Annotated in this window: 20 protein-coding genes; 12 read left to right on the top strand and 8 right to left on the bottom strand. The window is 62.5% G+C overall.

Annotated elements, in window-relative coordinates:
• The first annotated feature begins 8 nt into the window (after positions 1 to 8).
• The 10 genes from ctaD to rnhA all read left to right on the top strand — a co-directional run bounded on the left by ctaD (position 9) and on the right by rnhA (position 8,242).
• Positions 9 to 1,661: a cytochrome c oxidase subunit I gene (gene ctaD / locus EN859_RS22125; RefSeq protein ID WP_127854958.1), complete on the top strand. Its 1,653-nt coding sequence runs from the start codon at positions 9 to 11 to the stop codon at positions 1,659 to 1,661.
• A 76-nt stretch (positions 1,662 to 1,737) separates the two neighbouring features.
• On the top strand, positions 1,738 to 2,682 hold the full coding sequence (locus EN859_RS22130) for a heme o synthase (RefSeq protein WP_127854957.1): 945 nt from the start codon (positions 1,738 to 1,740) through the stop codon (positions 2,680 to 2,682).
• Positions 2,683 to 2,684: 2 nt separating this feature from the next.
• Positions 2,685 to 2,846 (top strand): hypothetical protein, encoded by a 162-nt coding sequence (locus EN859_RS22135; protein WP_127854956.1) that lies wholly within the window; start codon positions 2,685 to 2,687, stop codon positions 2,844 to 2,846.
• 8 nt (positions 2,847 to 2,854) lie between these two features.
• Positions 2,855 to 3,487: a cytochrome c oxidase assembly protein gene (locus EN859_RS22140; RefSeq protein ID WP_127854955.1), complete on the top strand. Its 633-nt coding sequence runs from the start codon at positions 2,855 to 2,857 to the stop codon at positions 3,485 to 3,487.
• Position 3,488: 1 nt separating this feature from the next.
• Positions 3,489 to 4,370 carry a cytochrome c oxidase subunit 3 gene (locus EN859_RS22145; protein ID WP_127854954.1) on the top strand — a complete coding sequence of 294 codons (882 nt, stop codon included), beginning with the start codon at positions 3,489 to 3,491 and terminating at the stop codon, positions 4,368 to 4,370.
• Positions 4,371 to 4,515: 145 nt separating this feature from the next.
• Positions 4,516 to 4,902: a DUF983 domain-containing protein gene (locus EN859_RS22150; protein ID WP_127854953.1), complete on the top strand. Its 387-nt coding sequence runs from the start codon at positions 4,516 to 4,518 to the stop codon at positions 4,900 to 4,902.
• Positions 4,899 to 5,654, top strand: a complete 756-nt coding sequence (locus EN859_RS22155; RefSeq protein ID WP_189502154.1) for an SURF1 family protein — start codon at positions 4,899 to 4,901, stop codon at positions 5,652 to 5,654. The genes EN859_RS22150 and EN859_RS22155 overlap by 4 nt, the downstream gene beginning before the upstream one ends.
• 70 nt (positions 5,655 to 5,724) lie before the next feature.
• The gene (ispH, locus tag EN859_RS22160; RefSeq protein WP_127854952.1) at positions 5,725 to 6,735 is read left to right on the top strand and encodes a 4-hydroxy-3-methylbut-2-enyl diphosphate reductase; all 1,011 of its coding nucleotides are present in this window, start codon (positions 5,725 to 5,727) and stop codon (positions 6,733 to 6,735) included.
• A gap of 5 nt (positions 6,736 to 6,740) precedes the next feature.
• Positions 6,741 to 7,703: a homoserine kinase gene (locus tag EN859_RS22165; RefSeq protein WP_127854951.1), complete on the top strand. Its 963-nt coding sequence runs from the start codon at positions 6,741 to 6,743 to the stop codon at positions 7,701 to 7,703.
• Positions 7,700 to 8,242 (top strand): ribonuclease HI, encoded by a 543-nt coding sequence (gene rnhA / locus EN859_RS22170; protein WP_127854950.1) that lies wholly within the window; start codon positions 7,700 to 7,702, stop codon positions 8,240 to 8,242. Before EN859_RS22165 ends, rnhA begins: the two co-directional genes overlap by 4 nt.
• Positions 8,243 to 8,258: 16 nt before the next feature.
• Here the strand turns inward: rnhA and EN859_RS22175 are convergent, their stop codons facing one another.
• The 3 genes from EN859_RS22175 to EN859_RS22185 form a co-directional block, all read right to left on the bottom strand.
• The gene (locus EN859_RS22175; protein WP_127854949.1) at positions 8,259 to 8,735 is read right to left on the bottom strand and encodes a DUF2938 domain-containing protein; all 477 of its coding nucleotides are present in this window, start codon (positions 8,733 to 8,735) and stop codon (positions 8,259 to 8,261) included.
• A gap of 106 nt (positions 8,736 to 8,841) precedes the next feature.
• Positions 8,842 to 9,324, bottom strand: coding sequence for a peroxiredoxin (locus tag EN859_RS22180; protein ID WP_127854948.1), 483 nt, complete (start codon positions 9,322 to 9,324; stop codon positions 8,842 to 8,844).
• A gap of 125 nt (positions 9,325 to 9,449) precedes the next feature.
• On the bottom strand, positions 9,450 to 10,256 hold the full coding sequence (locus tag EN859_RS22185) for a protein-disulfide reductase DsbD domain-containing protein (protein ID WP_127854947.1): 807 nt from the start codon (positions 10,254 to 10,256) through the stop codon (positions 9,450 to 9,452).
• A gap of 148 nt (positions 10,257 to 10,404) precedes the next feature.
• On the opposite strand from EN859_RS22185, the gene EN859_RS22190 reads away from it, so the two are divergent.
• Entirely contained in the window at positions 10,405 to 11,013 is a 609-nt protein-coding gene (locus EN859_RS22190; protein WP_127854946.1) for a YqgE/AlgH family protein, read from the top strand.
• A 153-nt stretch (positions 11,014 to 11,166) separates the two neighbouring features.
• On the opposite strand, the gene EN859_RS22195 is transcribed toward EN859_RS22190, so the two are convergent.
• From EN859_RS22195 to thrC, 4 genes are read right to left on the bottom strand one after another with little or no spacing between them, the layout of a single operon-like run.
• Entirely contained in the window at positions 11,167 to 14,055 is a 2,889-nt protein-coding gene (locus tag EN859_RS22195) for an EAL domain-containing protein (RefSeq protein ID WP_127854945.1), read from the bottom strand.
• A gap of 3 nt (positions 14,056 to 14,058) precedes the next feature.
• Positions 14,059 to 14,655: a GNAT family protein gene (locus tag EN859_RS22200; RefSeq protein ID WP_127854944.1), complete on the bottom strand. Its 597-nt coding sequence runs from the start codon at positions 14,653 to 14,655 to the stop codon at positions 14,059 to 14,061.
• 15 nt (positions 14,656 to 14,670) lie between these two features.
• Entirely contained in the window at positions 14,671 to 15,963 is a 1,293-nt protein-coding gene (locus EN859_RS22205; RefSeq protein ID WP_127854943.1) for a pitrilysin family protein, read from the bottom strand.
• Positions 15,964 to 15,977: 14 nt separating this feature from the next.
• Positions 15,978 to 17,375: a threonine synthase gene (gene thrC, locus EN859_RS22210; RefSeq protein ID WP_127854942.1), complete on the bottom strand. Its 1,398-nt coding sequence runs from the start codon at positions 17,373 to 17,375 to the stop codon at positions 15,978 to 15,980.
• A gap of 129 nt (positions 17,376 to 17,504) precedes the next feature.
• On the opposite strand from thrC, the gene EN859_RS22215 reads away from it, so the two are divergent.
• Positions 17,505 to 18,215, top strand: coding sequence for a hypothetical protein (locus EN859_RS22215; protein ID WP_127854941.1), 711 nt, complete (start codon positions 17,505 to 17,507; stop codon positions 18,213 to 18,215).
• 44 nt (positions 18,216 to 18,259) lie between these two features.
• Here the strand turns inward: EN859_RS22215 and EN859_RS22220 are convergent, their stop codons facing one another.
• Entirely contained in the window at positions 18,260 to 18,949 is a 690-nt protein-coding gene (locus EN859_RS22220) for an HAD family phosphatase (RefSeq protein WP_127854940.1), read from the bottom strand.
• Positions 18,950 to 19,128 lie beyond the last annotated feature (179 nt).

Genomic DNA, 19,128 nt, shown 5'->3' on the forward strand with positions numbered 1-19,128 from the left:
GAGCGAACATGGCAGACGCTGCAGCTCACGAGGCTCATGACCACAAGCCATATCACGGCTGGGTCCGGTGGGTGTATTCGACCAACCACAAGGACATCGGCACGCTCTATCTGATCTTCGCGATCATCGCAGGCTGCATCGGCGGTGCCCTTTCGGTGGTTATGCGCATGGAATTGCAGGAGCCGGGCATCCAGATATTCACCGGGCTGGCGCAGATGGTCTACGGCATGAACGCCGATGCCGCGCTCGACGGCGGCAAGAGCATGTACAACGCCTTCACCACCGCGCATGCGCTGATCATGATCTTCTTCATGGTCATGCCGGCGCTGATCGGCGGCTTTGCCAATTGGATGGTGCCGATCATGATCGGCGCGCCGGACATGGCCTTCCCGCGCATGAACAACGTCTCGTTCTGGCTGCTGCCTCCGGCCTTCATCCTGCTGATCGCCTCAGCCTTCATGCCGAGCGCGCCCGGCGCCTACGGTGTCGGCGGCGGCTGGACGCTCTATCCGCCGCTATCGACCTCGGGCCAGCCCGGACCGGCTATGGATATGGCGATCCTTTCGGTCCACATCGCCGGCGCGTCCTCGATCCTCGGCGCCATCAACTTCATCACCACCATCTTCAACATGCGCGCGCCCGGCATGACCATGCACAAGATGCCGCTGTTTGCCTGGTCGGTGCTGATCACCGCCTTCCTGCTGCTCCTGTCGCTGCCGGTTCTGGCCGGCGGCATCACCATGCTTTTGACCGACCGCAATTTCGGCACCACCTTCTTCACGCCGGACGGCGGCGGTGATCCGATCCTGTTCCAGCATCTGTTCTGGTTCTTCGGCCATCCGGAAGTCTACATCCTGATCCTGCCGGGCTTCGGCATCATCAGCCACATCGTCTCGACCTTCTCGAAGAAGCCCGTGTTCGGCTATCTCGGCATGGCCTATGCGATGGTTGCCATCGGCGCGGTAGGCTTCATCGTCTGGGCGCACCACATGTACACGACCGGCCTGTCGCTCGACACGCAGCGCTATTTCGTCTTCGCCACCATGGTCATCGCGGTGCCGACGGGCGTGAAGATCTTCTCCTGGATCGCCACCATGTGGGGCGGGTCGATTTCGCTGAAGACCCCGATGCTGTGGGCGATCGGCTTCATCTTCCTGTTCACCGTCGGCGGCGTCACCGGCGTGCAACTCGCCAATGCCGGTCTCGACCGCCCGCTGCACGACACCTATTTCGTGGTGGCGCACTTCCACTACGTGCTGTCGCTGGGCGCGGTCTTCGCCATCTTCGCCGGCTGGTACTACTGGTTCCCGAAGATGACCGGCTACATGTACTCGCCGGTGATCGCTAACACCCACTTCTGGGTCACCTTCGTCGGCGTCAACCTCGTCTTCTTCCCGCAGCATTTCCTTGGCCTCTCCGGCATGCCGCGCCGCTACATCGACTACCCCGATGCCTTTGCCGGCTGGAACATGGTGTCGTCCTATGGTTCGTATATTTCGGCCATCGGCGTCGTGATTTTCCTCTACGGCGTGTTCGAAGCCTTCCAGAAGAAGCGGGTGGCTGGCGCCAATCCATGGGGCGAGGGAGCGACGACGCTCGAATGGCAACTGCCTTCGCCGCCGCCCTTCCACCAGTGGGAAAAGCTGCCGAAGATCAAATAGGCGGCTGCCCGCACGAATACGAAGCCGCCGGCCGTCCGGCGGTTTCGGCCAACGGAATGATGGACTTGAAGTACGCATGGCCCTTGCCGACAACACATTGATTGACGAGCCGCGCTTTCGCATGTCGGAAGCCACGGCGGGCGATTTCTTCGCCCTGCTGAAGCCGCGCGTCATGTCGCTGGTGGTGTTCACCGCCTTTGTCGGCCTGGTGGCGGCGCCGGTGACTATCAATCCGCTGCTGGCGGTGATCGCCGTCCTGGCTATTGCCATAGGTGCTGGCGCCTCCGGCGCGCTCAACATGTGGTATGACGCCGACATCGATGCGGTGATGACCAGAACCGCAAGCCGCCCGGTGCCCGCCGGCCGCATCCTGCCGGGCGAGGCGCTGAGCTTCGGCCTGGTGCTGTCGGTGCTGTCGGTGATGACGCTCGGCGTCCTCGTCAATTGGCTGTCGGCGGCGCTTCTCGCCTTCACCATCTTCTTCTATGCCGTCGTCTATACGATGTGGCTGAAGCGCTGGACGCCGCAGAACATCGTCATCGGCGGCGCCGCCGGCGCCATCCCTCCTGTCATCGGCTGGGCGGCGGTGACCGGATCGGTCAGCCTGGAAAGCCTTGTGCTGTTCCTGATCATCTTCCTGTGGACGCCGCCGCATTTCTGGGCGCTCGCGCTGTTCAAGTCCGACGACTATGCCAGGGCCGGCATCCCGATGATGCCGAATGTCGCCGGCCAGGCTTCGACCAGGCGCCAGATCTTTTCCTATGCGCTGATCCTTGCGCCGGTCGGTGTGCTGCCGTGGGCGCTTGGCTTCACCACGCCAGCCTATGGTGTGGTCGCGCTGCTGCTCGGCACCGGCTTCGTCTGGTATGCGTGGAAGGTGCTGCGGATGGCGGATGACGACCGTGCCATGCAGCCGGCCAAGGCCTTGTTCGGCTATTCGCTGCTCTACCTCTTCGCCATCTTCGCCGCCTACCTCGGCGACTGCGTCGTCGGTCGCGCGCTCGCCATGGGGGGAGCATGATCGTGGCCGACAAGAAGCTTGAACTGGTAACGCTGACGGAACGCCAGCAGAAGGCACGGCGCAATCGTTCGGTCGCTATCGGAGTGGCGCTGGCGGTGCTTGTTGCCATCTTCTATGTCGCCACCATCGTGAAATTCGGTCACAACCTCCCCGGGGCGATGTGAGGCCGACGATGAACCGCGTGACAGTCACCGATCCCACCAAGAAGAACACCAACCGCATCGTCGCTGGCGTCTGCATTGCCTTTTTCGGCGGCATGATCGGCATGGCCTACGCCGCGGTGCCGCTCTACACGATGTTCTGCCAGGCCACCGGCTATGGCGGCACGGTGAAGCGCGCGACGCAGCAATATGCCGACCGCGTGCTCGACCGCGACATCACCATTCGCTTCGATGCCAACACCGCCGGCGTCCCCTGGCAGTTCCAGCCGGCCGCGCGCTCGATCACCATCAAGATCGGCGAGACAGCGCAGGCGCATTACAGCGCGACCAACAAGTTCGACCGCGCCATCACCGGCCGCGCGACCTTCAACGTGCAACCGGAGATGGCCGGCCCATACTTCAACAAGGTCGAGTGCTTCTGCTTCACCGACACCACGCTGAAGCCCGGCGAGACGCTGGACATGCCGGTCGTGTTCTATGTGGATCCCGACATCGTCAACGTGCCGGAACTGAAGGACCTGAAGACGATCACGCTGTCCTACACGATGTTCCCGGTCGAGAACAACAAGCCGGTCGCGTCGTCAGGGCCGGTCAAAGGCAAGAGCAACAAAGTTTCACATACCGAAGGAAGCCTCGGGGGTTGATATGGCAGACGCGCACGCAAAACCACAACATGACTACCATCTCGTCGACCCGAGCCCTTGGCCTTTCCTGGGCTCTGTAGGGGCGCTGGTGACCGCGATCGGCGGCGTCTGCCTAATGCAATATCTAAAGGCCGGCAACGTCCCGATCTTCGGTTTCAACGTCGCCAATCCGTGGCTGTTCTTCATTGGCCTGCTGATCGTCCTCTACACGATGTATGCCTGGTGGTCGGATACCATCAAGGAAGCACATGAGGGCCACCATACCCGCGTCGTGTCGCTGCATCTGCGCTACGGCATGATTATGTTCATCGCCTCCGAGGTGATGTTCTTCGTCGCGTGGTTCTGGGCCTTCTTCGACGCCAGCCTGTTTCCCGGCGAGGCGCAGCAATACGCCCGCACCGCCTTTACCGGCGGCGTCTGGCCGCCGAAGGGCCTCGAGGTTCTCGATCCTTTCCACCTGCCGCTCTACAATACCATTATCCTGCTTCTGTCGGGCACGACGGTCACCTGGGCACACCACTCGCTCATCCACGGCGACCGCAAGGGGCTGGTCAACGGCCTGGTGCTGACCGTCGCCCTCGGCATGCTGTTCACCATGGTGCAGGCCTACGAGTACATGCACGCGCCGTTCGGCTTCAAGGATTCCATCTACGGCGCAACCTTCTTCATGGCGACCGGCTTCCATGGTTTCCATGTCATCATCGGCACCATCTTCCTGCTGGTCTGCCTGGTCCGCGCCATGAAGGGTGATTTCACGCCCAAGCAGCATTTCGGCTTCGAGGCGGCGGCCTGGTACTGGCACTTCGTCGACGTGGTCTGGCTGTTCCTGTTCACGTCGATCTATGTTTGGGCATCGAGCGGCGCGATGATCGAACCGCACTGACGTCAATCCGAGGAAAGCGATGAGGCGGCTGCGGCGACGTGGCCGCCTTATCTTTTGCGGTCAATGGTTCTAAGGTTCCGAAGCATGATCCCGAAAAGTGGGATCCGGTTTTCGGGCAAGATCATGCTTCAAGGGAAATGGTTGCATGAGCGACGACAAGGCGATCTGGCCACCCATCGATCCGATTTCGGCCGGCCTGCACGGGCGCTGCCCGCGCTGCGGCGAGGGACGGCTGTTTTCGGGATTTCTCAGCGTCGGCAACCGCTGCACCAATTGCGGCCTCGACTATTCCTTCGCCGATGCAGGCGATGGACCTGCAGTGTTCGTCATCCTCATCATCGGCTTCATCGTTGTCGGGCTGGCATTGTGGATGGAGGTGACGCTGAACCCGCCGCTTTGGCTGCATCTGGTGCTGTGGATACCACTGACACTGGTGCTGTGCCTGACCGCACTGAGGCTGATCAAGGGCGTGCTTTTGACGCTGCAATACCGCAACAAGGCGGCCGAGGGCAGGCTGGACAGCGGCGAATGAGCGAGGCATCCGGTTTGGTTGCAGGCCGTTCGCGGCCGAAGACGGCATTGATGCTCGGCCTCGGCCTTGTGCTGTTCTTCGTCCTGCTGGGGCTCGGCACCTGGCAGGTCCAGCGCCTTTACTGGAAGGAAGGCCTCCTCCAGACCATCGACCAGCGCACGCATTCCGCGCCGCGGCCGCTGGCCGATGTCGAAAGAGAGTTCACGTCCACCGGCGACGTTGACTACACGCCTGTGACGGTGACCGGCACGTTCCTGCACCGTGGCGAGCGGCATTTCTTCGCCACCTGGGAAGGCGCCTCCGGCTTCGATGTCTTCACGCCGCTGCAGCTGGACGACGGCCGCTTTGTTCTCATTAACCGCGGCTTCGTACCCTACGACCTCAAGGACGCTGCCAGGCGTCCTCAGGGGCAGGTGGCGGGCAAGGTGACGGTGACCGGGCTCGCCCGCAATCCGCTGCCGGCGAAGCCCTCGATGATGCTTCCCGACAATGATGCGCAAAAGAACATCTTCTACTGGAAGGACCGCGACGCGATGGCGACGAGCGCCGGCCTGCCGGCCGGCGCCGGCCTGGTGCCGTTCTTCATCGACGTAAATGCCGCGCCGAACCCCGGCGGTTTGCCGGTCGGCGGCGTCACCGTCATCGACCTGCCGAACAGCCATTTGCAATATGCGATAACCTGGTACGGCCTTGCCGCAGCACTTGCCGGCGTTTTGGTCTTCAGGCTTCGCCGGCCGGCGAAACAGGCATGATCGCCACCACCGCCCTTGACATGGCAGGTGTGCGCACCTCATTTCGGCTTTGATCAACCGGCTCGGAATCATGCTTCATACGACCACGAAGCCACCACTGATGATACGGCTCTGCCAGCCGCGCGGCTTCTGCGCCGGCGTCGACCGCGCCATCCAGATCGTCGTGCTGGCGTTGAAGAAATACGGCGCGCCGGTCTATGTCCGCCACGAGATCGTGCACAACCGCTATGTCGTCGAAGGGCTGCAGAGCCTCGGCGCGGTGTTCATCGAGGAACTGTCCGAGATCCCGGCTGAGCACCGCCAGAGCCCGGTCGTCTTTTCGGCGCATGGCGTGCCGAAATCGGTGCCCGCGGATGCTCAGGCGCGCAATCTCTTTTATCTCGATGCCACCTGTCCGCTGGTCTCGAAGGTCCACAAGCAGGCGATGCGCCATCAGCGGCTCGGCCGTCATGTGCTTTTGATCGGCCATGCCGGCCATCCGGAAGTCATCGGTACGATGGGCCAACTGCCGGACGGCGCGGTCACGCTGATCGAGACCGAAGCCGATGCCGCGACCTTTGTGCCCGCCGACCCGGCAGCGCTCGGCTTCGTCACCCAGACGACGCTGTCGGTCGAGGATACCGCCGGCATCATCCGCGCTTTGCAGGATCGTTTCCCCGAATTGCATGCGCCGGCCGCCGAATCGATCTGCTATGCCACCACCAATCGCCAGGAAGCGGTCAAGGAGACCGCCGCGGGCGCTGATCTCTTCCTGGTCGTCGGCGCCCCCAATTCCTCCAACTCGCGGCGTCTTGTCGAAGTGGCGGAACGCGCCGGCGCCTCGATGTCGCTTCTCGTACAGCGCGCCTCCGAGATTCCATGGAATGATATCGCCGGCATCTCGACGCTCGGCCTGTCGGCGGGCGCGTCGGCGCCGGAAATCATCGTCGACGAGATCGTCGATGCGTTCCGGCAGCGCTTCGACGTGACGATCGAGTTGGCGGTCACGGCGACGGAAACGGAGGATTTTCCGGTCATGCGGGTTCTGCGCGATGTCGAACTGACGGCGGCCGACATGGCCTTCGTCAACGGGGCCGCGTAACGCGCATGGCGGTCTACACCGACGTCAATGAAGGCGAACTCGGCGCGTTCCTGAAGGCCTACCCAGTCGGCGATCTCCTGTCCTACAAGGGCATCGCCGAAGGCACCGAGAACTCGAACTTTCTGCTGCACACCACCAGTGGCGCCTACATACTGACGCTCTATGAAAAGCGCGTCGACAAGGCGGACCTGCCGTTCTTCCTCGGCCTCATGGGCCATCTCGCGAGGAAGGGCATTTCCTGCCCGCTTCCAGTGACCGCGCATGATGGCGGCGTCATCGGCACGCTGGCCGGCCGGCCGGCGGTCATCATCACCTTCCTCGAAGGCCTTTCGCTGCGGCGGCCGACGGCAGCGCATTGCGGTGAGGTCGGCAAGGCGCTGGCGGCACTGCATCTTGCCGGCCAGGACTTTCCGATGACGCGTCCGAACGCCCTCGCCATCGATGGCTGGCGCAAGCTTTGGGACGCGTCGCACGCCCGCGCCGACGAGGTCGAGCCAGGACTGGCGGCCGAGGTCGACGCCGATTTCGCCGATTTCGAGCGGAACTGGCCGAAAGACCTGCCACAAGGCATCATCCATGCCGATCTTTTCCCGGACAATGTCTTCTTCCTCGGCGAAAAACTATCCGGGCTGATCGACTTCTATTTCGCCTGCAACGATCTTTACGCCTATGATGTCGCCACTTGCCTCAACGCCTGGTGCTTCGAGAAGGATTTCTCCTTCAACCTGACCAAGGGCACAGCGCTGCTTGCCGGCTATCAGGGCGTGCGGCCCTTGAGCGGTGACGAGAAGGCAGCGCTGCCGATGCTGGCGCGCGGTTCGGCGCTGCGCTTCATGCTGACCCGGCTCTATGACTGGTTGACCATTCCCGACGGTGGGCTGGTCATGAAACGCGACCCGACCGAATACATCCGCAGGATGCGCTTCCATCGGGCGATCAGATCTCCTTCGGAATACGGGCTGACATGACCAAGCGTGTTGAAATCTTTACTGATGGCGCCTGTTCGGGCAATCCCGGGCCCGGCGGCTGGGGCGCGGTGCTGCGCTTCAACGACGTCATCAAGGAGTTGTCGGGAGGCGAGGCCCATACCACCAACAACCGCATGGAACTGCTGGCCGCCATCTCGGCGCTCAATGCGCTCAAGGAGCCCTGCGCGGTCGATCTTTATACCGACAGCAACTACGTCAAGGACGGCATTTTCGGCTGGATCGACGGCTGGAAGCGCAATGGCTGGAAGACCGCCGCCAAGCAGCCGGTGAAGAATGCCGAGATGTGGCAGGCGCTCGACGAGGCCCGCAATCGCCATCAGGTCACCTGGCACTGGGTCAAGGGCCATGCCGGCCACCCGGAAAACGAGCGCGCCGACGAACTGGCGCGGCTGGGCATGGCGCCGTTCAAGAACAAGCTGGCAAGGCCGGTGCCCGCTGCTGCTGCGGAGGAAGGCGCTCAGGCTCAGGCCAGAAAGCCGGCGTCAAAAGCCGTCCGGCGTTCGACCCAGAGCTATTGACCGGGCTCCACGGTATTCAGCGGATCAGCAAGGCTGTGCCGAAAAGTCCGAGCGCGAACACCGTATGCGATATGAGGTTGAGGGCGCGGATCTGCATGGGATTGGGGCGCTTTGATGCTGCCCAGCCGGCCCCCATGCCGGGCGCCAGCAGAAACCAGCCGGCGCCGACGGTCACCATGCCGAGGATGAAGGCCGGCAGGAAGGTCGGCGCGGCCAGCCACGCCGTTCCCGCCAGTGCTACCAGGATGATGCCGTAGACGATGCCGACGAGATAGTGGAAGGCCCAGCCCAGGGCCGTTTCATGTGCGTAAGGCGTGGCCTCGCCGATGTCTTCATGAAAGATCTTGTTCCTGAGATGCCAGACCCAGCGGCCGACCAGTCCCCAATTCGACCGCGGCTGGGCAAATGCCGCGTTCAGGAAAATCGCCCAGACATCCATCAGCACCGTGGCGCCGATGCCGATCACCACACTGCGCCATAAAATGTCAAACATCATAGAGGTCCAGAAAGAGAGCAGCCCTGCAGAGCCGATGCAAACATGTCATGTCAGGTCAGAGGAATACAACATCCTTGGCCCGCCGCGCCGGCATCGCCAAAATCTAAAGCTGTCCCAGAATGTGGGCGGCGCCGGACTCGTCGACGCCGGGCTTGGTCTCGACGTTGAGCGCGGTCACCTTGCCGTCGTCGACGATCATCGAAAAGCGCTTCGAACGCAGCCCCATACCACCGCTGGAGAAGTCGGCATCGAGGCCGATCGACTTGGCGAAATCGCCATTGCCATCGGCAAGGTAGAGCATCTTGCCCTCACCACCGGTGAAGCGGGCCCACGCTCCCATGACGTGAACATCGTTGACCGAGACGACGGCGATGGTGTCGACGCCGCGCGCCAGGATGGCGTCGTGGTTCTCGAGATAGCTGGGCAGATGGTTGTTGCTGCAGGTCGGCGTGAAAGCGCCGGGAACGCCGAACAGCACGACCTTCTTTCCCGAGAAGATCTCAGCCGTCGTGATCGCCTTTGCGCCGTCGGCGGTCATCGTCTTGAAGGTCGCATCGGGCAGTTTGTCGCCAACGGAAATCGTCATGAAGTTCCTCTCTTTGAAAGAATGGCAGGAAGTATCCTTGCGATAGCGAACCGGGACAGCTCCCGCAACCCGCCGAGACGCCTGGAGCAAAAGGATGTTCGACCTGAACATCCTTTGCTAGGGCATCAAGGGAAAGGCAGCAGGCCTTCGACCGCGCCTTCGGCACTTGTCAGCGTGTAATACAGCCCGCCATCCGTCGGCGTTGTCGACGGCCGGTCGAGGATCGGCACCGTAAAGACCAGCTTGCCGTCCTTTTCGCTGCGAACCGGGGCGCCGAACATGTAGTCCCGTTCGCCGGCAACGAAGAAATCCGCCGCCTCCGGATTGCCCGGAAAGCTTGCCTCGACAACCAGTGTCTCATGGTCGCCGGGCAGGACATTGATGCCGAAATCTGGCTTTGCGGGAGCGGGCAGGGTCGCAAGCGCCGCCTTCACCAGTGCTACGTCCTTGGCATTGTCCGGATCGGAGCCGGGATCCAGGGTCAGCCTGGTCTGCACCGGGATGCAGATCGTCTCGCAGATGCCGAGGAAAATATTGGCGTCGATGACGGCCGGCTCTCCCGGATCCGACAGCGTAAATGTCACCGGCAGCGAAACCGGATGGTCGTAACCGGCCCATTTGCTGTAGCCGTCATCGTGGCGTTGCGGCGCCGGAAACGAAAACGTCGCATCGGAGATGTTGGTGCTGGCCGAGATATCGAGCTGCGGCGGCACGCCGGCGTCGCCCGGGTCGCGCCAATAGGTCTTCCAGCCGGGCTTGAGTGCAATGTCGAGGACGCCGTGGAGGCGTCCGGCCTCGTCGGGCTTACCGCTGGTCACAAGCCGCACCTTGCCACCTTCGCTGTTGTACCAGACCGAGGAGGAGGCTGCGGCGGGAAGGCATGGTCCCAATCCAACAGCGGCGCCGAGCAGCAGGATTTTCAAGCTTTGCATGACGGTGATTTGATCGTCAGTTCATGGCTGTGCAATGATTTCATGGCGTCGCTGGTATCATATTTGCGTGACTTTCGGGCTGTAACCTTGGTCAAATCAAACATAGCGCATCTTTTCGACGCCTTGGAAACGCGTTAGGCTCCCTGTCATGGACTTGCTGCGCCACAAGAAGACGGCTGCCAGACGCGGCTTTCTCGACGACCAGTTCCTGATTGCCATGCCCGGCATGAAGGACGACCGCTTCACGCGCTCCGTCATCTACGTTTGCGCGCATAGCGACGAAGGCGCGATGGGCATCATCATCAACCAGACGCAGCAGATGCTGTTTCCGGACCTGCTTGTGCAACTCGGCATCATGAACGAGCAGGAGGCGATCCGCCTGCCGGCGCAGACCCGCGATTTCGTCGTGCGCAATGGCGGGCCGGTGGATCGCAGCCGCGGCTTTGTCCTGCATTCGGGCGACTACCGAGTGGAATCGTCGCTGAGCGTTTCCGACGACATCTGCCTGACCGCGACCGTCGACATATTGCGCGCCATTTCGTCGGGGCGCGGGCCCCGGCACGCGCTGATGGCGCTCGGCTATTCGGGCTGGGGCGCCGGCCAGCTGGAGAGCGAGATCGCCGAGAACGGCTGGCTGACCTGCCCGGCAACTCCCGAGCTTCTGTTCGACACCGACATCGAGCGCAAATACGACCGCATCCTCGCCTCGATCGGCATCGATCTGGCGCATCTCAGCGTAGCTGCAGGTCACGCCTAGCGCATAACCCCGAAAATCGGAACGATTTTCGGAAAGGATCATGCGCAGAATCAAAATTTTACAGCGTCCTTTGCGCGTCCGAAAGGATGCGCGGCGCTGTAATGCATGTCGCCCAAAGTGCGTAGCGGTTTTGGGACGACGACATGCACAAAATCAAGCCTGAGTCAGCGGATACTGTTCCTTCAGCGTCTTCAATACGTGATCGCCGGGCATCGGCGCGCCGAACATGAAGCTCTGCACGTATTCGCAGCCCATCTGGCGCAGTTCCAGGGCATCGCTTTCGTCGGAGATGCCTTCGGCCACCACCGAGAGACCGAGTTCATGCGCCATGTTGACCATGGATTTGAGCAGCACCGCGCGCTTCGGCGTCGCATCGTCGACGAAACTCTTGTCGATCTTGATGGTGTCGAACGGGAAACGCGTCAAATAGGCCAGCGATGAATAGCCGGTGCCGAAATCGTCCAGCGACAGGCCGATGCCGAGCTGCTTCAGCTTGTTCAGCACATGCGATGTCTGCTCGGGATTGTCCATCACCAGCGATTCGGTGAGCTCCAGCCGGAAGCAGCGCGGCTTCAGATTGGCCCGCGCGATGACCGAGCGAACATCGCTGACCAGATCGCGGCGGATAAGCTGGCGGCTCGACAAATTGACCGAAACCGACAAAGGCGCATCGCCGATCTGCTTTTGCCAAGTTGCGAGGTCTTCGGCGGCCTGCTGCATGGCGAACAGGCCAAGCTGCACGATCAGGCCGCAATTTTCGGCGACCGGGATGAAATCCGCCGGCGGGATCATGCCACGGCGCGGATGGTCCCAGCGCAGCAGCGCCTCGAATCCGGCGACGCTGCCGTCCTCCAGCCGCACGATCGGCTGGTAGGCGAGCGTGAACTCGCGCCGTTCGATGGCGCGACGCAAGTCGGACTCGAACTGCAGTCGATCGGTACCGACGGTGCGGAAGGCGGGCCGGAACGGCTCGATCCTGTCACCGCCGAATCGTTTGGATTGGTGCATGGCAAGCTCGGCGTCCTTGACCATGTCCTCGGCCGAGCTCTGCGCCGTGGTCCAGGTGATCAGCCCAATCGAAGCGGTCAGCACGATCTCGCGCTTGGCGAAGGTGATCGGGTTGTTGATCGCATGCTTGATGGCATCGGCGACTGCCGCGATACGAGCCGGGTCCTGCTCCGACAGAAGCATCAGCGCGAACTGGTCGCCGGCAAAGCGCGACAGCGAATCCTTCGGCTTCAGCAGGCGGTGCAGCCGGCGTGCAATGGTCAAGAGGATGGTGTCGCCGGCCGAGATGCCGAGCCCGTCATTGACCTGCTTGAAGCGGTCGATGTCGATGACGAAGACGGTCGGGCGCACCTTGTCTTCGGTGCGGGCGATCGAGATGATCGCTTCCAGCCGGTTCATGAACAATTCGCGGTTCGGCAGGCCGGTCAGATTGTCGTGCACCGCATCGTGCAGCAATCTTTCCTCTGACTTCTTCTGCTCCGTCACGTCGACCATGGTGCCGACGCAGCGGATGACCTCGCCGTCCGAGCCGATCACCGGCCGCGCGCGCAGCGAGAACCAGTGATAGTGCCCGTCGGCCCCGCGCAGTCGGAAATTCTGCGAGACCCTGCCGCGCCGGTGCTCAAGCACCACGTCGAGCGTGGTGCGGAACGTATCGCGATCGTCAGCATGCAGCACCGGCAGCCAGTTGCGGGCAGCCCCGCCGAGGCTGTTGGGCGCAAGCCCGAGCTGCAGGCTGACATCCGGTCTGGTGACGACGCGGTCGCGCAACACGTCCCAGTCCCACACCGTGTCGCCCGATCCGGCAACGGCCAGCGCCTGCCGTTCGAGGTCAGAGAACAGGCCTTGATGCAGCGCGCCGCCGGCAAAGGCATGCTGCATGACGGTGAAGCCGATCAACAGGATGATGAGGATAAGCCCGCCGCCCAGCGCCGGCTGGGCGATGTCGTTGTCGAGCATGCCGGTGATAGCCATCCACGACCCGCATAGCCACAAAAGCACCATCACCCAACTGGGCACTAGCATGATGGCGCGGTCGTAGCCGCGTATGCCGAGGAAGATGATCAGGCCGAGCCCGGTCAGCGCAGTGGCGGCAAAGGACAGCCGGGCGATGCCGGCTGCAACCGCCGGGTCGATGATGGCGACGCCGGCGATCAGCACCAGCCCCAGGATCCAGACCAGCGCGCCATAGCTGAAATGGCCGTGCCAGCGATTGAGGTTGAGATAGGCGAACAGGAACACCACGAAGGTAGCTGCAAGTGCCACCTCGGTTCCTGCCCGCCACATCTGCTCATTGCCTGGCGATATCTCTATGATCTTGTTGAGAAAGCCGAAATCGACGCAGATATAGGCCAGCACCGCCCAGGCGAGCGCTGCCGTTGCCGGGAACATGGAGGTTCCCTTGACGACGAAAAGGATGGTCAGGAACAGCGCCAGCAGGCCGGCGATGCCGATGACGATGCCGCGAAACAGCGTGTAGGAGTTGACCGAATCCTTGTAGGATTCGGGATCCCACAGATAGACCTGCGGCAGTTTGGGCGAGGCGAGCTCGGCTATGAAGGTGATCACCGTGCCGGGGTTCAGCGTCACCCGGAACACGTCGGCGTCGGGGCTGGTCTGGCGGTCGAGCGCGAAGCCCTCGCTGGGCGTGATCGCCGCGATGCGGGTCGAGCCGAGATCGGGCCAGAACAGGCCGGAGTTCACCAGCCGGAAATGTGGTGCGACGATCAGCCTGTCGAGCTGTTGGTCGGTGGTGTTGGCAAGCGCGAACACCGCCCAGTCGCCGGTCGAGCGCGCGTCATTGGCCTCGACCTCGATGCGCCGCACGATGCCGTCGGGGCCAGGTGCGGTCGACACCTGGAAGTTCTCGCCCTGGTTCCGGTAGATCTCGACGGCGCCAGAAAGGTCGAGCGCCACATCGTCGCGGGCGATCTTGATCGGTTCGACGGCGAAGGCGGACGACGCGGCGCAGAGCGTGACGATTGCCGCCAGGACAAAAGCGAACAGCCACCCGATTCGCAGGAAATTAGTCAAAAATCAGTCCTTCGTTCCAACGCCCGGCGGATCGTCCGCGATCCGGGCGTAGAGGTAGTGATCCTGCCAGATGCCGTTGATCCTGAGATAGGATCGCAGAAGTCCTTCGCGCTGGAATCCGGCTTTTTCAAGCACGCGGATCGACCGGGCGTTGTCGGGAATACAGGCAGCTTCGATCCGGTGCAACCGCAGCGTATCGAAGGCAAATCGCGTCACCACCTTGACCGCGTCGGTCATCAGACCGCGGCCGCTGTAGCGTTCGCCGATCCAGTAGCCGATGTGGCCGCTTTGCGCGACGCCGTGGCGGATGTTGCCAAGCGTTATACCGCCGACAAGCTTGCCGCTGCTTTTTTCGAAGATGAAAAAGGCGATCGCCGTGCCCTGCGCGTAGTCCTCGCGGTAGCGGCTGATGCGATGGCGCCATGCCGTGCGGTCGAGCTCGTCAGGGGTCCAGCGCGGCTCCCAGGGCTCCAGGAAGGCGCGGCTTTCCCCGCGCAGCGCCGACCATTCGCGGTAGTCGTTGGTCAGCGGCACGCGCAGCGTGACCCGGTCGCCCTTCAATGCCGGCAGGTCACGGCGAAAGAAAGGGAGCGCGAACACGGCGCTTTGGTTGATCTAGACGGCGAGCTTTCGGGCCGTGGTCTGCGTGCCCGAAAGCGAGTCGAGGATCGCCTCGTAGGGCGCTAACGTACCCACTGGACCGACGGCGGTGAGCGTCGGCCTGGTCGAAAACAGCCGTGACGACAGGTCCGTCAGCCGCTCGACCGTCAGTGCAGCCAACCGCTCCATCAGCTCTTCCTTGGCGATCGGACGGCCGAACAGCAGCAGTTGGCGGGCGATCTGCGAGGCACGGCTGGCCGGGCTTTCAGCAGACATGATCAGCCCGGCGCGGTACTGCGCGCGTGCCCGGTCGAGTTCGTCCTGCTTGATGCTCTCACCGGCCTTCTGCAGCTCGTCGATGATCACCGGCACAAGTTCGGCGATGTCGCTCTGCCCGGTCGCGGCATGGACGCCGAATATCCCGGTGTCGGAAAAGCCCCAGTGGAAGGCATAGACCGAATAGCACAGCCCGCGCTTTTCGCGGACCTCCTGGAAAAGACGAGACGACATGCCGCCGCCAAGGATCATCGACAGGACCTGCGAGGCGTAAAAATCGCGGACATGGTAGGCGCGGCCTTCGAATCCCAGCACGATCTGCGCGTCCATCAGGTCGCGATCCTCGCGGAAATCGCCGCCGACATACTGCGCATATTGCGGAATGTTGCTCTCCGCCTTGGTGCGGAAGCCGCCGAGATGCTTTTCGACCTCGCGCACGAAATTGTCATGCTTGATGTCGCCGGCGGCGACGATCACCATGCGCTCGGCGCCGTATTGCCGTTCGATGAAATTGTGCAGCTGCTTGGAGGTGAAGGATTTGACCGTATCCGGCGTGCCGAGGATGGAGCGGCCGATCGTCTGGTGGCGAAAGGCCGTCTCGGTGAAACGGTCGAAGACGATATCGTCAGGCGTATCGTGCGCAGCGCCGATCTCCTGCAGGATCACATGCTGCTCGCGCTCCAGCTCCTGCGGGTCGAACTCGGACTCCTGCAGGATATCGGAGAGGATGTCGACCGCCAGCGGCACGTCGTCGCTCAGCACCCTTGCATAGTAAGAGGTCGTCTCGACGCTGGTGGCGGCGTTGATCTCGCCGCCGACATCCTCGATTTCCGAGGCGATCTCGAAGGCGGTTCGCCTTTTGGTTCCCTTGAACGCCATGTGCTCAAGCAGGTGGGCCATTCCGTGCTCTTCGTCACGTTCGTTTCGGGCGCCTGACTTGACCCAGGCACCAAGAGCAACGGATTCGAGGCTTGGAAGGGTTTCGGTGGCGACTGTCAGGCCGTTCGACAGACGGCTTACCTCAACACCCATATAGCTAGTACTCCTCAACGTGCCGCCCGCGTGTGGTGGCTAACATAATCTTCCACCATTTTCAGGTCGGATGGAAGTACCGTGTATTTTTCCTCGGAAGTCATCAACCCGCCTAGCCATGCGGGCAGGGCGGGCAACACGCCGCTGGCGGCCTCGACGGCGGCCGGAAACTTTGCCGGATGGGCAGTGCCCAGCACCACCATCGGTACGGCATCGGCGGCCTTCGAGGCGGCGACATGCATGGCCGCCGCCGTGTGCGGGTCGAGCAGATAGTCGCTGGCTGCGAGCGTCGAGCGGATGGTGGCGGCGACTTCATCCATGGTCGAGCGGCCGGCGTCGAATTCTGAGCGGATCCTTGCGATTTCATCGGCCTCGATGGTGAAGGCGCCGGATTGCTTGAGGCCGCTCATGTAGCGCCGCACGGTCGTCGCATCGCGGCCGGACGTCTCGAACAGCAAGCGTTCGAAATTCGACGACACCTGGATGTCCATTGACGGCGAGGTTGTCGGCAAGACGCCCTTCGTGCGGTATTCGCCGGTCGCCAGCGTGCGCGCCAAAATGTCGTTGTCGTTGGTGGCAATGATCAGCCGCTCGATCGGCAGGCCCATCTTCTTGGCGGCGTAACCAGCAAAGATGTCGCCGAAATTGCCGGTCGGAACGGTGAAGGAAACCGGCCGGTCGGGTGCGCCGAGCGACAGCGCCGACGAAAAATAATAGACGATCTGGGCCATGATGCGGGCCCAGTTGATCGAATTGACGCCGGACAGCGACACTTGGTCGCGAAATCCGTGATCGTTGAACATGTCCTTCACCAGACCCTGGCAATCATCGAAATTGCCTTCGATCGCCAGCGCATGGACGTTGGCGGCGGTGGATGTCGTCATCTGCCGCTGCTGCACCGGCGAGACGCGGCCGTGCGGGAAAAGCACGAAGATGTCGGTGCGGTTGCGCCCGGCAAAGGCATCGATGGCAGCCCCGCCGGTATCGCCGGAGGTGGCGCCGACGATGCTGGCGCGCTGGTCGCGTTCGGCCAGCACATGGTCCATCAGCCGGGCAAGAAGCTGCATCGCCACGTCCTTGAAGGCGAGCGTCGGACCGTGGAAGAGCTCCAGGATGAAGCTGTTCGAGCCGGTCTGCACCAGCGGGCAGACGGCCTCGTGGCGGAAGGTCGCATAGGCTTCACGCACCAGACGCTCGAACACCGGCATTGCGATCTCGCCGCCGACAAACGGTGACAGCAGCCGGATGGCAAGATCGGGATAGGCAAGGCCGCGCATGGCGCGGATCTCGGACGCCGAAAACTGCGGCCAGCTGCTCGGCACGTAAAGTCCGCCGTCGCGCCCCAGTCCCGCCAGTACCGCGTCGGAAAATCCCAGCACGGGCGCTTCCCCGCGGGTACTCACATATTGCATCGTCGCATATCCATTGCTGCCGGGCGTCTTTGTTCGCGGCCAGGTGGTTAATTTCTATGCTTGCCTCAGTCGCATTTTTGCCGCGCGGTTGATATACGTCACCGGCTTTGCGAGAGGGAAGAGCAGTTCATGACGTTTCATTCATTCAAGGGTCGTTTTGTCGCGGGTCTGGCGCTCACTGGCTTTATGCTTGCCGCCGCCGGCTGCCAATCAAGCGACAATGGCATTCTCGGCTTCGGCAAGAAGGACACGACACCGCCACCGCCGCCAGATCCCAAGGTCCTTGCCAGCCAGTTGCAGGCCTATTGTCCGAAAGTGACGCTGCGCGATGGCACAGCCTTCTTCAACACCTATGCCAAGGGCAGCCAGAAGCCCAGGAAAAAGGCCGACGCCGCCCAGGATGCACTGGCCACCCCGGCGGCCCAGCCCGCGCCGAACGGCGCCATCGTCGATCCGGATCGCGACCCGACAAAGATCATCTATCAGGCCTCGATCACCGATGTGACCCGCGATTGCAGCCGCGCCAATGGCCAGCTGGCGATGAAGATCGCAGTCGCCGGCAAGGTCGTGCCGGGACCGATGTTCACCCCCGGCACCATCACCATGCCGATCCGTGTCGCCGTGATGCACGGCACCGAGGTGCTTTACTCGCAGCTTCACTCGTATCAGGTCCAGGTTAGCGACCCTTCGACGGCCACGCAGTTCGTCTTCACCGACTCCAATGTCGCCGTCCCGGAGCCCACTGCGCAGGATTACCAGGCCTTTGCCGGATATGACGAGAGCGCGCCGAAAGGCATGACGGACAAGCCGAGGAAGAAGAAGACCGTCGCGACGAATTAGGCGGGCCAGCATCGAAGCCGTGCATCTGCTCGGAGAACCGCGCCTCAAGCGTCCGCTGACCATTCCGACAGGGCTGCAATCACGCTTTTCAGCTCCGCCCAGCGGCGGATGACGGTTTCGGCGCCGGCTTCGGTCAGCGCATCGGCATGGCCGGGATAGCTGTGTGCCGCGCCGGTGAAGCCGATCACCCGCATGCCGGCCGTCCTGGCGCCGGTAACGCCGTGCACGGAATCCTCGATGACGAAGGTGTTCGCCGGATCTGCCTTGAGCTTTTCCGCGGCAAACAGGAACACGTCGGGCGCCGGCTTGGTTTTGCCGGACGGTGTTTCCAGCGCCGAAAAAATGCGGCCAGCAAAAAACGGCAGCAGCTGCACCTTCTCCAGCATGAATTCGATCCGCTCCGAGCGAGAATTCGAGCAGACACAGCGCGGAGCGGTGACCGCGGCAGCCGCCTCGCGTGCCCCATCGACGACGCGCACGTCGTTGCGCAGCCTGCGGTCGACCAGGCTTTCGGCACGGTCGATCAGCGAGGCCTGGAAGGGGATGCGCGACTTTTCCTCGATCCGCATCATGATGTCCTTGAAGGTCAGCCCGGCATAGGTTTCGAAAATCTCTTCGGCCGATATCTCGTATCCCGCAGAGGTCAAAAGTTCGGCTTCGACGCGTGCGGCGATGATTTCGGAATCGACGAGCACGCCGTCGCAATCGAAGATGACAAGGTCTGGCTGGGGCATGGTGATCCGGAACGTGGGGTGAAAGGATTGGCCAGCAGGACATGGTCCAAAACGGCTCAGGCGGGCGCGACATACACCAACAGCCAGGGCTTCGCAAATTGCAGCGGTTGCGGACCCACGACCTTCACCGAATATTTACGCTGATCGGTAACCATAACGGACAGTAAACAGTAACGCGT

The sequence above is a fragment of the Mesorhizobium sp. M00.F.Ca.ET.216.01.1.1 genome, assembly GCF_004010325.2.
Lineage (GTDB): Bacteria > Pseudomonadota > Alphaproteobacteria > Rhizobiales > Rhizobiaceae > Mesorhizobium.

Coding starts and splice junctions, on each gene's coding strand:
- EN859_RS22180 (WP_127854948.1), bottom strand. CDS start 9,324: ATGACGATTTCCGTTGGCGACAAACTGCCCGATGCGACCTTCAAGACG.
- EN859_RS22215 (WP_127854941.1), top strand. CDS start 17,505: ATGACGTTTCATTCATTCAAGGGTCGTTTTGTCGCGGGTCTGGCGCTC.
- EN859_RS22190 (WP_127854946.1), top strand. CDS start 10,405: ATGGACTTGCTGCGCCACAAGAAGACGGCTGCCAGACGCGGCTTTCTC.
- EN859_RS22175 (WP_127854949.1), bottom strand. CDS start 8,735: ATGTTTGACATTTTATGGCGCAGTGTGGTGATCGGCATCGGCGCCACG.
- EN859_RS22165 (WP_127854951.1), top strand. CDS start 6,741: ATGGCGGTCTACACCGACGTCAATGAAGGCGAACTCGGCGCGTTCCTG.
- EN859_RS22150 (WP_127854953.1), top strand. CDS start 4,516: ATGAGCGACGACAAGGCGATCTGGCCACCCATCGATCCGATTTCGGCC.
- EN859_RS22140 (WP_127854955.1), top strand. CDS start 2,855: ATGAACCGCGTGACAGTCACCGATCCCACCAAGAAGAACACCAACCGC.
- ispH (WP_127854952.1), top strand. CDS start 5,725: ATGCTTCATACGACCACGAAGCCACCACTGATGATACGGCTCTGCCAG.
- EN859_RS22185 (WP_127854947.1), bottom strand. CDS start 10,256: ATGCAAAGCTTGAAAATCCTGCTGCTCGGCGCCGCTGTTGGATTGGGA.
- thrC (WP_127854942.1), bottom strand. CDS start 17,375: ATGCAATATGTGAGTACCCGCGGGGAAGCGCCCGTGCTGGGATTTTCC.
- ctaD (WP_127854958.1), top strand. CDS start 9: ATGGCAGACGCTGCAGCTCACGAGGCTCATGACCACAAGCCATATCAC.
- EN859_RS22205 (WP_127854943.1), bottom strand. CDS start 15,963: ATGGGTGTTGAGGTAAGCCGTCTGTCGAACGGCCTGACAGTCGCCACC.
- rnhA (WP_127854950.1), top strand. CDS start 7,700: ATGACCAAGCGTGTTGAAATCTTTACTGATGGCGCCTGTTCGGGCAAT.
- EN859_RS22220 (WP_127854940.1), bottom strand. CDS start 18,949: ATGCCCCAGCCAGACCTTGTCATCTTCGATTGCGACGGCGTGCTCGTC.
- EN859_RS22155 (WP_189502154.1), top strand. CDS start 4,899: ATGAGCGAGGCATCCGGTTTGGTTGCAGGCCGTTCGCGGCCGAAGACG.
- EN859_RS22145 (WP_127854954.1), top strand. CDS start 3,489: ATGGCAGACGCGCACGCAAAACCACAACATGACTACCATCTCGTCGAC.
- EN859_RS22130 (WP_127854957.1), top strand. CDS start 1,738: ATGGCCCTTGCCGACAACACATTGATTGACGAGCCGCGCTTTCGCATG.